This is a genomic window from Allobaculum stercoricanis DSM 13633 (assembly GCF_000384195.1).
Taxonomy (GTDB): Bacteria; Bacillota_I; Bacilli_A; order Erysipelotrichales; family Erysipelotrichaceae; genus Allobaculum; species Allobaculum stercoricanis.
Genome location: NZ_KB913034.1, coordinates 1909994 through 1925370 on the forward strand (window position 1 = coordinate 1909994; position 15377 = coordinate 1925370).

The following is a 15377-nucleotide window of genomic DNA, read 5'->3' on the forward strand; positions in this document are numbered from 1 at the left end:
AACCGTCATCCAACCACTTTGGCGTGGTTGGATGTTTTTTATTTGCCTCTTCCATCTATAGTTTATTGATTTGATCAACAATTGTGATACGATTTTTTTATATCCAGAACTCAATCACTTTAGATGAATATTCAGGTATTTTGAACAAAAATAATATTTTTTATTCAATGAAGTAAGCGATATCTTAAAAACAAGCCGTACTCTTGTTTTAGTTTTTTTATCGCTCTATCCCTTTTCATCTGCCTGCATTGAGATAAAATAAAAGTTGAATATTGAACACACATAATTAAGGAGAGTCCTATGCTTAAAATGGATCTAACCCCCTTCTTTCAAGGAAGAGAAATAGGCTTATTTAAATATTTCGGTGCCCATCCCGAAAAAGATGGTGTATTTTTTGCGGTATATGCCCCAAACGCAAAAGAAATTTCTATTGTCGGTGATTTCAACGAATGGACTACTGACATCGACACAATGACCAAAGACAAAGATGGTGTTTGGACCGCTTTTGTCAAAGGCGCTAAAGTTGGCCAAGCCTATAAATATCGAATTACTCAATCCACAGGGCGAATTCTCGACAAGATCGACCCATGTGCCTTTAGTGCCAAACTTCGTCCTGAACATGATTCCATCATTTGCGATTTAACATTTGATCAATGGACAGACGAAAAATGGATGCAAGAAAGAAATAAAGGCTTTGATACTCCATTATCCATCTACGAAATTAACCTCGGTTCTTGGCGTGATCGCAACATGCGTGTTGAAGAAGTCGAAGGTGCGCCAGAACAAAATGAAGATGGATTATTTGTTCACTACGATGATATCGTTGAAGAATTAATCGTTCACTGCCAGAAAAATCACTTCACCCACGTTGAAGTTATGCCATTATCGGAATTCCCATTTGATGGTTCTTGGGGATATCAAGTTTCTGGTTTCTTCTCCGTAACTAGCCGCTATGGCTCACCTTTAGAATTAAAAACATTCGTCAATCGGATGCATGAAGCTGGAATTGGCGTCATTATGGACTTTGTTCCTGTCCACTTTGTTAAAGATGAATATGCGCTTGCCCATTTTGATGGAACGCCATTATACGAATATGCCAAAGAAGAAGATGCAAATTCCGAATGGGGAACAAGCAACTTTGACTTATGGAAAGAATCCGTTCGTTCCTTCTTAATGTCCGCTGCTAACTATTGGCTTGAAGAATATCACTTTGACGGCTTACGTATGGATGCCATCAGTAATGCGATTTTCTGGAAAGGCAATAAAATGATGGGGGAAAACAAAGGTGCAACTGATTTTATCAAACGCATGAACTACACCCTCAATCAAAAATACGACAACAAAATTTTATTGATTGCAGAAGACTCCACTGACTTTCCAAATGTCTGCAAATCCACACTCGATGGTGGCTTAGGATTTGACTATAAATGGGATTTAGGTTGGATGAACGATACGCTCAACTACCTTAAACTCGACCCCATCTATCGCAAATGGCATCATAACGACATCACATTCTCAATGGCTTATTTCTATAGTGAACGCTTCATTTGTCCACTCAGCCACGATGAAGTCGTGCATGGAAAAGCTACAATCGTCGATAAGATGTGGGGCAGTTACGATGATAAATTCGCTCAAGCTCGTGCTTTATATACTTACATGTTCGCTCATCCAGGTAAGAAATTGAACTTCATGGGGAATGAACTTGGTATGCTTCGCGAATGGGATGAAATGAAAGGCTGCGATTGGTTCTTGCGTAAATATCCAATGCATAATTCTTTCGAAAAATTCTTTAACGAATTAACGGGCGTATGTTGCGAAAGCGATGCTTTCTATTTCGGCTATGATCCAATGAATTTCCAATGGATCAATGCTGACGATGCCGACCACAACGTCTTCTCCTTTATGCGTAAAGGATCCAAAGATGTTTACATCATCATCATCAACTTCTCAACAAACCCATATACGATGCAATTCGGTGTTCCTCACGGGGGCATTTATGAACAACGTATCAATACACAATGGGAATGTTTCGGCGGAAAATTAACAAAACAAATCGAAAACGCAAAAGCGATCCATTTACCTTTGAATGGCTTACCTTGGCGCATTCGTGTGAATGTTCCTGCTCTTGGCGCCTTGATTTATAAAGTTGATCGACCAGAAGAACAATAATTATCGTAAACTATAAAGGCAGGGTTTCACCCTGCCTTTTCTAATACAAATCAATGAGGTGTATTCTATGTCCCATTACTATGAATTCGATCAAAATCTCGATCGCAGTGAATTTGAAATTTCTTTTGACCTCCATGGTCAATCTTTCCAACTCTTTTCTTCTGCAGGTGTCTTTTCCAAAGAAGGATTAGATACCGGCAGTCGGATCTTAATTGAAGCCGTTCTCGATCATGCGTTGCCAAGCCATAACGTTTTAGACTTAGGCTGTGGCATTGGCGTCATCGGCGTCGCCCTCGCTCACTTTTGGAAATGTCCTGTTGTTGGCATCGATCCCAATAGCCAAGCGTGCTATCTGGCCAATAAAAACTATGCCCGCTATCAAATCGATGCCACTGTCCATGAAAATGATCATATCGAAGAAGATCTTGGATTATTTGATACAATTGTGCTGAATCCCCCTATTCGAACTGGAAAAAAAGTCATTTATTCCCTATTCGAACAATCTGCTCGCCACTTAACTCAAGATGGTTCTTTGTGGATTGTCATCCGCAAACAACATGGTGCGCAAAGTGCTTGGGATTATCTGCAGTCTTTAGGCTTAACTTGCAAGCGCGTTGTGCGTGATAAAGGCTTCTGGGTCATTCAAGCAACCAAAACAAACTAAACACAAAAGAAAGGGGTTCTTATGCAAGATCCTTATTATGAAGAAGATCTCGAAGATAAATATTTAACCTATCTTTCGAATCTCTGGAAACAAAATTGGCTCTTTATTCTCGCTTGGCTTTTAAGTGGTCTTTTGTTGGTGATTTTATCTTGGCTCTATTCCATCCCTTTTGATATTGCTTGGATGTTTATGTTAATTAGCGGCTTTGGTTTAATGATTTATTTAGGGTTTTATTTACGCCGCCTACATGATATCAAACACCTTCTTCATGCTGATAACTTTGAAATTGAAAAATATCCGGAAGAATTGCGCTCTTGTGTTTTGAAGATGCAACAACTTTCGCGCCAAATCCAAGAAGTGAAATCGCAAGCTCGTCACGATCAAAGCGAACTGGAAGATTACTTTTCCATGTGGGCTCACGAAGTCAAATTACCCCTTGCTGCAATGGAGCTTCAACTCTCTTTACCCCAACCTGATTTAAAGGAAATTTCCGATTGTGAAAAGCGAATTTCGCATTTCGTCCAACAAGCGATGATGTATGTCCGCCTCGATGGTTCGGATTATCGCATTCAAAAAGTTAACTTAGAAGAAGTCGTTCGTCCTTTAATTCGTGAACAATCAGCAACGTTCTTCGCTCGCAAATTGATCTTGGATTGTGATTTAAATCCTTGCGAAGTCTATACTGATCGCAAATGGATTGCTTATGTCATTGAACAACTCTTTGCCAATGCCATTAAATATTCTCAAGCCAACAACACGATCACGATCAAAACCGAAGACAATTCTTTTGTCATTTATGATGAAGGTTGTGGAATTAATCCCGAAGATTTACCGCGTATTTTTGAAAAAGGATTTACCGGTAAAAATGGGCATAACAACATTACAAGCTCAAGTGGTCTTGGTTTATATTTAGCCGCTAAAGTCTGCGATAAACTCGGCTGTACACTCACCATTGAAAATCGCGATTATACGCTCTATCCGGCACAAGAAAGAGAGGATGAAGATTCTTCCTCTTGCCCGACGCCTTCAAAAACAGGCGTTGTTGCGCGAATTCAATTTCCACCGGCTTTATTTTTCCGGGCTTAATTGACTTACTGTAGCGTAAGACAACGGTAAGCCATCCTTATGGCAAATTTCTTTAGTGATTTTTAAACTAAAGATACATAAGAGGTGAATACTATGGCATTACTTGAAGTACGTAATCTACAAAAAATATACAAATCACGCTTTTCTTCCGTTCAGGTTGAAGCTTTGCACGATGTTTCTTTCCAAGTTGAACCAGGAGAATTCGTTGCGATTATGGGGGAAAGTGGATCCGGTAAATCCACCTTATTAAACTTACTTGCTGTCCTCGATCAACCTACTGCGGGGAAAATCTATATCAATGGCCAAGACTGTGCCTCCATCCCCAATAAAGAGTTGAGTGCTTATCGTCGTAACCATTTAGGTTTTATTTTCCAAGATTATTCGTTATTAGACACATTTACACTGAAAGACAACATTTTATTGCCTTTAGTGTTAAACAAAATGAAATATCCACAAATGATCGAACAACTGGAGCCACTCGCTAAAGAATTGTCGATCGAACCGTTTTTATTAAAATATCCTTATGAAGTCTCTGGGGGTCAAAAACAAAGAGCCGCTGCGGCAAGGGCATTGATTACCCATCCGGAATTATTGTTAGCGGATGAACCTACTGGAGCACTTGATTCTAAAAGCTCGCAATCTTTGCTTGAATTATTTGAATATTTGAATAACGAACAAAACCAGACAATTGTCATGGTGACACACTCTGTTTCTGCCGCTAGCTATGCAAAACGTGTCCTCTTTATTAAAGATGGCAAGATTTTCCATCAGCTCTATCGCGCAAAGCAAAGTCGTGAGCAGTTCTATGAACAAATTTCAAATACATTGACGCTTTTGGCTTCCATGGAGGAAAACACATGCAAAGCGCCTTATACTTCCTTTTAGCCCTGCGCTCACTAAAAAAGAATTATCGAATCGCACTGCCTCTATTTGGAGGGAGTGCGATTTTGGTTTCTCTTTTTTATTCAACGATGGCTTTACCCCATTCCTTAACGCATCACTTTGGGATCGATAATCTTGTTGCAAGTTCTTATTTTGAAATCATTGAGATGATGTGCCAATTTTTGTTGGTGATTTTCTATCTCTACCTCAACGCCATTTGGAACAATACTCGGGCTAAAGAAAATGCCGTCTTTACTTCCTTAGGGATGGAAAAAGGTCAGCTCGTACGTATTACATTTTATCAGCTTGGCCTTTTCTATTTATCCTCTTTAGTTGCTGGCATTATTTTGGGCATCTGTCTGGAGAAAGTCCTTTTATTATTTTTATTGAAACTATTAGACCTTGAGCCCTTAATTGGATTTTATCTCTCTTATGATGCCTTAAAAACCACCGCGTTATTTATCTTATTTTGTTACGGATTATTGTTTGTGTGCAGCACCATTAGCGTTTTGCGCTCCAAACCTCTAGAACATTTACATGAACCACAAGGCGGAGAAAAGCCGCTCAAAGCCCCTTATTTCTTTGCGTTACTCGGGCTGATTTCTTTACTTTGTGGATATTGTTTAGCGACCATGACCACCAATCAAATGTATTTGGTGATCAATTTCTTCAATGCCGTCTTATTGGTCATTGTGGGCACGTATTTGTTGTTTTTATATGGTTCCTATATTTTGTTGGAATTACTGAGTCGAAATAAAAAGGCGTACTATCAAACACGCCATTTTATCTTTTGGTCCACGATGAAATCGCAGCTCAGAAAAAACGCCTTAGCCCTGGCCAACATGTCGATTTTATCGACGATGCTTTTGATCATCAGTGCAACAACGATTACATTGCAGCTATCGATCAAACCGACACTTGAAATGCGCTATCCGAACGCTTTTCAAGTGTCAATTCCTTACTCCCCTACCCTCCAAGATGCAACCACACAATCGCCGACAAACAAGATCTCTTCCATTCGTAAAGATCTCAATGGGCAAGCTGCTCAACATCAAGTGGAATTTCAAGACTTACGCATTTTGCCCTTCACGCTTGTTTCTTTGTATGAACCTGGCGATTCTTCCGCTAGTGTGATCCATCTTGATGACTTAAATGAATTGCTCCAGACTGATTACAAACTTGAAGAAAATGAAATATTTGTTTTAGATGGAGCTTACTTTCAAGACCAATTAGACAAGCTACAAAAATATAAAATCACTGATCTTGAACATGATGACCAATTGAATTGGATTGCGGATTTAACCCCGTTATTAACCATTGTCGCAAAAGATAATGCCAATTTTGTTCCCGTTCGTGATGAGCTTTTCCTCTCTTTCGATTTAATCGATGCCCAAACGAAAGAAAATGTTGCTGAAGATGAAGCGACGAGTGAGTTGATTTTGGATTTGTTGAAACCTTATTTAGGCGATCAATACGCCTATGTCTATATGCGATCTGACTTTTCCAAAAATTTGAAATACATCTATTCGATGCTTTTAATCACGGGTCTATATATGACCATCATCTTCTTATTAGCCGTGATTTTGATTTTGTATTTCAAGCAAATCACCCAAGGCCAAGAAGATCACCAACGATTCAAAATTATGAAACATATTGGCTTAGAACCTGATGGATTACGCCAAATCATTAACTCGCAAGTGCGGATTTTATTCTTTTCGCCCTTGATTACTGCACTGATCCATATTCTCTTTGCCTATCCGCTGATTCAAAACATTCTAGATAGTATGACTTATGAAACATTCGACCATTTCTTTATCGTTTTAATCGCATGTTTTATGATTTTTGCCCTGCTCTACTGGATCACCTTTAGGTTAACAGCGCGCTCTTACTACAAGCTAGCATTGCTCAATGATCAAACAAATGATTTCACCATCTAAAATAAAAAGCACAATTCCAATCCTCTTATTGAGGACGAATTGTGCTTTTTCATTGCATTTCAATGTTGATTCAACAGTACATTCTTTACGCTTTTTGCGTTGCGATTTGATAGTAAACGCGAGCACTGAGCTTGTAGACCATGAAGTAACAAATACCAAAGATCAAAATCGTAATGGCGCAAGCGATGATAAATACCCAGGCATAAGGCAAAGACATCGCATATAAAATTTGATTGATCAATGGAAAGGCAAAGCATAAGTGAATCACAGCCACGATCAAAGGTAAGAAGAATACCGCAATGACTTGGTCGTTGATCACTTTGCGAATTTGTTTTTTCTCCAATCCCACTTTTTGTAAAATTGCGAAACGATCATGGTCTTCATAGCCTTCTGAAATTTGTTTATAGTACATAATCAAAATGACAGAGACTAAGAATAATAAGGAGAGATAGATCCCCACAAAAAGCATGGCAGAATACATACTCAATAATCGTTCTGCCATCAAACTTTTACTCACATAGCGAATAAAAATTGATTCATTCGGGAAGTTACTTTGAATTGCTTGCGCAAAAGTATCCGAGATACTCATTTCTCGTTCATCATCCATCACACCTGTTAAATCCCCATCCAGGCGAATGATACTAGCGGTTGGTAAAATTCCATTTTTATTAAAATCCACAATCGCTTCAATCATGAGCATTGGATTGGAAGAAGGGCTATCGACATGATTAATGATTTCAAAGTGTTTCCCTTCAACATCAAATGAAGTATTTTCTTCTTCTTGTTTTCCTAAAGTAATCGCTTGGTTTGCTTCTAAACTGACCGATTCAAGACCAAACTGCTCAGCTTGGCTTACATCATAAAGCGTCACTGGCATGCCAGAATCTAAAAATGTCGATTTGCTCGAATTTAACTTCATTGTTGAAGGATCCATCCCCACTTGCTTAGCAACTTCTTGAATCGTTGGGACAAGTTGATCGATATGAAGCGTGGACCCATCGGATAGATCGAGCATTAATGTATGTTGGGTTGGATAAGCTTGATCGACCGCTGTTTTGGCCCCGGCAAAGAGCGCTGATGTACTCGATAATGTCACAAGCACCATCGTCGATAAAATCGCAATCGAGGCTAAAGAAGCCGCATTTTGTTTTAAGCGATACTTCATCGTCGAAACATTGAGAAAATGATTGGTTTGATAGAAATAACGATGATTTTTCTGCAATGCATTTAAGATCACTGTCGATCCATATAAAAACAACAAGTAAGTCCCAATGATGACGAGTGTGACCGCCACAAAAAATAACATGACTGCTGTAACTGGATCTTCAATTGTAATCGCAATCCCATAGCCCGCTCCTAAAGACAAAAAGCCAAGTAAAGCAAGAATCCAATTGTTGCGAATTTTCTTTTCGCCTGTTTTTTTGACTTGTTCTAAGGGATTCGTTCGAATTAAATTCACGATCGAATATAACGAAATTGCCAAATAACAAGCCCCAATCCATAATGCACTCTCACGAATTGCACTAGGCATAATCGCAAAATCAACCACTAGCGCGGGAACCATCCATTCAAGGATTTGAACAGTGGCAAAACTCATCGCAATTCCTAAAGGAATTCCAATCAATAGCGATAAAAGATAACAGACGATCATTTGATCGAGCTGAATTTGAATCAAGTGAATCCGATCCATCCCTAAAATTGTAAATACACCATTTTCTTGTTTTTTGTTTTTTAACCAAACGGAATTGAGATAGAAAAACAAAATAAACATAAAAATGCGAATCACGACGATTCCCATACTCATCACTAACAATAACTGTTGCCCAGACATTCGTGATGTGTCATACAGGGAAGGTAAGACACAAATATTGGCAATTGATAAGTAAAGCGCCGTAATAAATGCCGAACCACAAATAAACGGTATCGAAATACGCTGATTTTTCTTCAGTGATTGTGTGGCTAGACGTAAATAAATCCCATTAAACATATTTCATCCTTCTTCCTTCATCTTTGTGTTTTCAGTATAAAAAGACAAAAGAAGGCGATCCATCGACTCATCTTACAAAAGCCGGCATCTCTTACATACGATCTTACGTCTTTGAAAGAACAAAAAACGAAGCGTTCTGCCTAGATCATCGCGGCATAATCGCTTCGTTTTTTCTTATCTTTCATTTAGATCTAGCCTAAAGCAACATCGAGAACCATCATCAATACAAAACCAATCGCAAATGAGATCGTGCCAATATTCGAATGATGTCCTTGGGAAGCTTCGGGAATCAACTCTTCTACTACAACATAAACCATTGCTCCAGCTGCAAAACTGAGTAAATAGGGCAAAATTGGCATGATGTGCGTTGCGAGCAAAATCGTAATCCCTGCGGCAATTGGTTCAACAATTCCTGATAATGCACCATAAACAAATGCTTTTGACTTACTTTTACCCTCTGATTTTAACGGCATCGAAACGATTGCTCCTTCAGGAATATTTTGAATCATAATCCCCAAAGCAAGCGCCATTGCGCCCGCTAAAGTGATGCTCGAATGTCCACTCATCCAACCTGCTAAAGTGATCCCCACAGCCATTCCTTCTGGAATGTTATGCAGGGTAATCGCAAAAACGAGTAAAGTTGTCTTTTTAAAATGAGATTGTGGGCCTTCTGGTTCTGTACTATCTGCATGTAAGTGCGGAATGAATTCATCCAAAGCCAACAAAAACAAAATTCCGAGTAAAAAACCAACCGCTGCGGGAATGAATGCCCATTTGCCCATAGACTCGCTTTGTTCCATAGCCGGAATTAATAAACTCCAGACGGATGCCGCAATCATCACTCCAGCCGCAAATCCACTCAGCATTTTTTGCACACGCAATGGCATTTCATTGCGCATAAAATAAACGCAAGCGGAACCTAAACAAGTTCCGATAAAAGGGAGGAATAATCCCTGTAGTATTTCAAACGTCATATTATTTCTCCTGTATCATCGATATCCATTTGCGTATACAAAGAATATCGGTTTGATTCTACTAAAAAAAATGAATAGAGATCGTCTTAATTTGACCTCTATTCATTTTAACGTATTTATGTTGTTTAAGATTAAGATTTGATCCTTGTGATCGGGTAAGTCGATTTAGAAACGACTTGGCTTTTTGTATTGGTTGGTTGCATGTTCATATAGCGATTTTGGGCAACAGGTTTGAAATAATATTCGAAAACCAAAGAAGTTGCGCGGTTTACAAAAGGTTGCGCCACTTTTTGTTGGCTTGTTTCCATAACTGCTGGTGCACTAATCACAAATAAGAAGAACATCGCGGTTGCTGGGAAATTAATTGTGTAATCGACCAAGCCTTCAATCAATACTGCCGAAATCACGGCGCAAATTAAAGCGCGATATAAAGGGCGTTCTTTGACAAAACGGGTTTGATTGGTTGTCGACACGATTCGATAGCTATACACAGCCATTAAAACAGTCCCGACAATTCCGTTGGCCAACAACATTTCCAATAACAAGTTATGCGCATGCGCAGCCGGAACGCTACCCATTTCTTGCGATAACATTTGATAGTATTGCGGACCACCGCCGATTAAAGGTTTATCGATAATGCCTTGCAATGTCGTACGCCAAATGCTGATGCGCGCATAAATCGAATCCATATGGGTCAATCGTGGCATTAATTCAGGATGTGTCAATAAAGTGACAATTCCTACCGTTTCCGATCCAAGTGTGAATGCTAATAATTTCTTTTTATTTAAAATCATGAAGAAAATTGGGAAAATCACCAATAAATCAACAAAGGCTGAACGGCATCCTGTCATAAACAAAGCCATTAAATTCGTTAAAAAGACGATGGACCAGCCAAATTTTTTACGATGGTTTTCTTCTTTAAAGAAAAAATAAGTCGTCACAATCAAAAAGAAGATGATCATTGTCGCATATAAATTCGGATTGAAATACGTCAGACTTATTCGCGATTGTGGGGGCATCTCGACTAAACTTTGCATAAACGTCAAACCATTACGGTTTGCTAATAATCCAAATTCAATGATGGCTAAAATGGCCGCAAACAATGAATACTTTCCTGTTTGTTTGAGCATGCCTTCAAACGTTTCAGGATTGAGTTTGGAGAGGATCATCGCCACAAATAAAACGATGGCTAATGTTCCAATCGCATTGATCAAACCGATCAAGTTCTCACTAAATAACGAAGAGATAACTTGTAAAAGTCCAAATGCCAGCAACAAACTGATATGCGGTGTGCGATGGATAATATTGTTCATTTTCCCTTGATAAGCCCAAACAACGAGACACAAAAGGATCAATGCCATTGTCCATTCGAAAGGTAAAAACAACAGCAATGGTGTGCCATAAATGAGTAAGTTTTGCGTTGGCCAATCAAAGATTGATGTGTTCTCTTTTTTCATACTCAATTACATTAATACTTTAAAATTGGAAAGGGGAAATATGTGCAATATGTAAGATTAATGTAAAATGTTTCCGTTTTCATATACATTAAAATCTAATCGTTTACAAAGACAAATCAAAACCAGAAATAATGATGAATTTCCTTTTATTTATCGCTTTCCCTCCGTTTACAAATATGCTGATCTTCTCTCTTTCCTTCCCCACTTTTCAAGCGTTTGAAACAATAAAAAAATCCCTTTTCGTCATCACTCGTTTTATGCTTTCGAGTGACTACAAAAAGGGATTCCATTCACATCTATTGGCTCGTATTTTCCTTGTTCACAAACTATCTTAAGTTGTCATCCACAGAAGGTTCTCCCCCTTCAGAAAGTGAGGGAGTTGTGGGTTGTGGTGCCGTTTGAGAACTCGCATTTGTCGATGAGCTGGTTGCTTGGTTTGGTTCTTCGTCATAAAGCTCTTCTTGAATCGCTTCGTTCATCTTTTTGATTTCTTCTGGCGTCATTTCTGGAAGCTTTTGACCTTTTGGCCCATCGCGATACAAAATCACGTCATATGGTGTCGACATTTGCGCATTCAAACTTGAGTATTGGCTTAAATCCATTCCGTCATAGAAACCAGAAGCATATCGGTTTTGGAAGTAGTTATAAACGAGTTCACCAAGATCCGCTAAAATATCCATTCCATCTTTTTTCGAAATATCAGTATAGATGGATAATGTGTAAGGCGTCATTCCATTATAAATACCCACCGCATTGCGCACAGCGTTGATATTTCCAATTTTCTGAATGTACGTATATTTCATCGTTCGATTCAAAAATGTATCCGGTGCTGTATATTGAAGCCAATACTTCAAATCGTTATACGTTCCCGGTGTAAAGTAGATGTGATTTAACAATCGCATCATATAATCCGCATTGATCGAGTTACTTGTTTCTTCAAAGAAACTTTTGGCTTGGGGTACATCGGAATACTTTGCAACGATTTCTTTAAATTCTTGATATCCACCCATATGGCTATACAACATATGGCCGGCGATATTATCCGAATACAACAGTGCTGCTTCTAATAATTCATCGATTGGAATTTTATCGCCAACTTTATATTTACGATGAATTGGCTGATTTAAGTTCTCATCATCTTCGTCTTCGCGCATCTCTTCGGTATATTCCAACTGATCAGAAGGATTGATACGCCCAGCCGCGATTTCTTCATAGTAATACACACATACGGGCAATTTATAAGTGGAAGCGGCGGTGAAGTTTTTCCGTGAGTTATCCGATTCAGCAACTTCTAATGTCACCAAATCTTGGATCGCCCAAGAAACTTTCGATTTATCGTAATGATGTGAAGTTAAATACTCATCGATTTGGGCTTCTAAGTCTGCTAATGAGTTTGGCTGTTTCACAACGGATAACGACAGGTTATTTTTAAAATTTGTCAGGCTAAATTCAGTCATACCTGTGCCATTTGCTGGATTGGCACTGGGTACTTCTGTCGTTTGGCTAGAGACAGTTGCATCTGGCGTCGTATCTTTTTTAGGACGCACAAAAATAGCGCGAATCGCAAAGATGAATGAGATTAAAATGGCCAATGCAGCAACGACAAGAATGCCGACGCGCACCGGATCATATCTTTTTTTTCTTCGTCTTTTATTCGAGCTAGATGAATTGTTTTGTGTTTTGTTCATTTGGGACTTCTTCTTCGATTCAGGCATACTTTATATAATAGAAGAAATTATGTCAGACTTCAATTTTTCTTATCCTTTTTTACGATATGTATGCAATTTAATCAAGTATATAAAATTCAGATCCATCCTATTCCTTTCTCCATCATTACCTTGCAATGATTCAAGTGATTGACCCGCTCTTTTATGCCTCTTATTTCCTATTATTCCCCTTTAAATTTAAATATCACGCCCACTAAACATATGCCAAATTCACCTTACTCTCCATAAAAAAGACTTTTCTAAGTACTTCAAAACCTCTTTTGCGATTAGCGTTTTTTCACTTATACACGCTTACTGATATATGATCGCAAATAAAATTCAAAGTATATCTGATAAAAGTTGTTTTGTTCTTAATTTTATCAGTTATAACTGATAAATCGACTGTTATTAGATATTCTTTCAGTTATAACTGATCTATACTATAGATAGCCACGAAAAAAGGAGGGGTAATCTCATGATCAAACGTGAAATGTACATGCGCCGTATCCGCCCGTTTATTGGTTTGGATCTTATAAAGGTCATGACTGGGATTCGCCGCTGCGGAAAATCAGTCATGTTGGAGTTGATTAAGCAAGAACTCTTGCAGTCTGGCGTCAGTCCGTCTCAATTGATCTCGATCAATTTTGAAGATATGCGATATTCCCACCTGCAAACTGCTAAAGCTTTACATGATGAAATCCTTCAAAGAGCTTCCGCTATAGATGGCAAAGTGTATCTATTTTTCGATGAAATTCAGGAAGTCAAGGATTGGGAGAAGTGTGTTAACTCATTTCGCGTCGCGCTCGATTGTGATATCTACATCACTGGTTCCAATGCCAAATTACTGTCCGGCGAGCTTGCGACCTATTTAGGGGGACGATATGTGGAGTTTGTGATCTATCCTTTCTCTTTTGCAGAATTTATCGAACTGTATCAGCTAATTGCACCAGAGGAGTCGATTCAGAAGATTTTTCAAAAGTACCTTCTAACTGGCGGTATGCCTTATCTTTCGAATCTTGGCTATGCAGATGAGCCCTCTAAGTTATACCTTAATGACCTTTTCAATTCCGTCCAACTTAAGGATATTGTAAAAAGAAACAAGGTCCGTGATGTTGATTTACTAGAGCGTATTATTGCCTATGTCCTGGCCAATATTGGCAACACATTTTCTGCATCTTCTCTCGCAAAATTTCTCAAAAGCGAGCAGCGAACTGTGGCTCCAGAAACAATTTTGAACTACATCAAATATTGCTGCGACGCTTATTTGTTTTACCAAGTAAAACGTGAAGATTTACAGGGCAAACAAATCCTGACCTCGAATGAAAAATACTACATTGCGGATCATGGGATCCGTGAAGCTGTCTATGGTGGTAATGCACGTGACATCAATTTAATTCTCGAAAATATCGTTTTTCTTGAACTGCTCCGCAGAGGCTACCAAGTCACAGTTGGAAAAATAAGGGATAAAGAGATCGACTTTGTCTGTCATAAACGCTCTGAAAAGCTTTATATTCAAGTTGCTTACCTTCTTGCTTCACCTGAAACTATAGCTCGTGAATTCGGAGTCTATGATCACATTCAAGACAACTTCCCTAAGTATGTCGTTTCTCTAGATGAATTTGACATGAGCCAAAATGGGATTAAGCATCTAAATATCCGCGATTTTCTTTTGATGGAAAAGTGGGATTAAAACATATATATAACGTAAAAAACTGCCTCGTCATCACGGGGCAGTTTTCAGTATTCATGCTTATCACTATATATCTCTTATATTGAAGAGCCATACACTTAACTAGAAGAGTTGAAGGAGGACTTATTTGGGTTGTTAAGCAGATGTGTATGGCTCAATCAATCTTTATTGATTACGCATTTAAAACGTCTTTTAAATACGCAGCAATTTCTTCATCTTGGCAATCTTTGAAGAAATTTTCTTTGAATTCTGGATAGTCAATTGTGGATTTTAAGAAGTCTTGGTCGATTTCTTTTAAAATTTTGATTAATGGTTGATGAGTTACAGTTTTAACCTGGTCTAAGATTTTTTTGTTTCTTTGTTCTGGGATAACTCTTTCTTTTGGATATCCACCGCCGAATGGTTCGGAGAATAATTTTTCGAATGTGTAATCTAAGTTGATTTCAGCACCCCAACCAAAACCTTGAGCAAATGGCATTGCGATGCAATTTCCATCGTTTACTTGACCAAATAAATAAGCATCATTTGGGTTAGTGATGTGTCCGCAAAGTACGTTAGGGAAGGAGTTGCAAGCGAGCATTGCCCCTTGGCCAGTTCCGCATCCTGTAACAACGAAATCAACCGCTTTAGTTGTTAATAAGATAGAAGCGAGTAAACCGTTTTGAACATAAGTTAATTGGTGTTCGTCTTCAGCACCAAACATTCCGTAGTTCACAACAGTGTGACCAGCTTTTTCTGCTTCTTTATTTAAAGAGTTGAAGATGATGCTGTTTTTTGCTGCTTGGGAGTTTTCATTAATTAATGCAATTTTCATATTAAAACCTC

At 38.6% G+C, this 15377-nt stretch carries 11 protein-coding genes; 6 read left to right on the forward strand and 5 right to left on the reverse strand.

The features are described from left to right. Nucleotides 1–300: 300 nt before the first annotated feature. From glgB to ALLST_RS0108945, 5 genes are all read left to right on the forward strand, one after another. A complete protein-coding gene (gene glgB / locus ALLST_RS0108925; protein ID WP_019893842.1) occupies nucleotides 301–2169 on the forward strand; it encodes a 1,4-alpha-glucan branching protein GlgB in 1869 nt (622 codons plus the stop codon). Between the two features lie 67 nt (nucleotides 2170–2236). Continuing rightward, nucleotides 2237–2833 (forward strand): class I SAM-dependent methyltransferase, encoded by a 597-nt coding sequence (locus ALLST_RS0108930; RefSeq protein ID WP_019893843.1) that lies wholly within the window; start codon nucleotides 2237–2239, stop codon nucleotides 2831–2833. Nucleotides 2834–2854: 21 nt separating this feature from the next. After that, the gene (locus ALLST_RS0108935; RefSeq protein WP_019893844.1) at nucleotides 2855–3919 is read left to right on the forward strand and encodes a sensor histidine kinase; all 1065 of its coding nucleotides are present in this window, start codon (nucleotides 2855–2857) and stop codon (nucleotides 3917–3919) included. Nucleotides 3920–4012: 93 nt separating this feature from the next. After that, entirely contained in the window at nucleotides 4013–4804 is a 792-nt protein-coding gene (locus ALLST_RS10640) for an ABC transporter ATP-binding protein (protein ID WP_019893845.1), read from the forward strand. Beyond that, complete coding sequence (locus tag ALLST_RS0108945; protein ID WP_019893846.1) at nucleotides 4777–6738, forward strand: FtsX-like permease family protein; 1962 nt, start codon at nucleotides 4777–4779, stop codon at nucleotides 6736–6738. Before ALLST_RS10640 ends, ALLST_RS0108945 begins: the two co-directional genes overlap by 28 nt. Nucleotides 6739–6823: 85 nt before the next feature. On the opposite strand, the gene ALLST_RS0108950 is transcribed toward ALLST_RS0108945, so the two are convergent. From ALLST_RS0108950 to ALLST_RS0108965, 4 genes are all read right to left on the reverse strand, one after another. Then, complete coding sequence (locus ALLST_RS0108950; protein ID WP_019893847.1) at nucleotides 6824–8725, reverse strand: ABC transporter permease; 1902 nt, start codon at nucleotides 8723–8725, stop codon at nucleotides 6824–6826. A gap of 191 nt (nucleotides 8726–8916) precedes the next feature. Then, nucleotides 8917–9699, reverse strand: coding sequence for a ZIP family metal transporter (locus tag ALLST_RS0108955; protein ID WP_019893848.1), 783 nt, complete (start codon nucleotides 9697–9699; stop codon nucleotides 8917–8919). Between the two features lie 131 nt (nucleotides 9700–9830). Further along, nucleotides 9831–11156, reverse strand: coding sequence for an O-antigen ligase family protein (locus ALLST_RS0108960; protein ID WP_019893851.1), 1326 nt, complete (start codon nucleotides 11154–11156; stop codon nucleotides 9831–9833). A gap of 326 nt (nucleotides 11157–11482) precedes the next feature. Next, entirely contained in the window at nucleotides 11483–12844 is a 1362-nt protein-coding gene (locus ALLST_RS0108965; protein ID WP_019893853.1) for a serine hydrolase, read from the reverse strand. Nucleotides 12845–13337: 493 nt separating this feature from the next. On the opposite strand from ALLST_RS0108965, the gene ALLST_RS0108970 reads away from it, so the two are divergent. Further along, nucleotides 13338–14552 (forward strand): ATP-binding protein, encoded by a 1215-nt coding sequence (locus ALLST_RS0108970; protein ID WP_019893854.1) that lies wholly within the window; start codon nucleotides 13338–13340, stop codon nucleotides 14550–14552. A 172-nt stretch (nucleotides 14553–14724) separates the two neighbouring features. On the opposite strand, the gene ALLST_RS0108975 is transcribed toward ALLST_RS0108970, so the two are convergent. Then, on the reverse strand, nucleotides 14725–15366 hold the full coding sequence (locus ALLST_RS0108975) for an RpiB/LacA/LacB family sugar-phosphate isomerase (RefSeq protein ID WP_019893855.1): 642 nt from the start codon (nucleotides 15364–15366) through the stop codon (nucleotides 14725–14727). Between the last annotated feature and the right edge of the window lie 11 nt (nucleotides 15367–15377).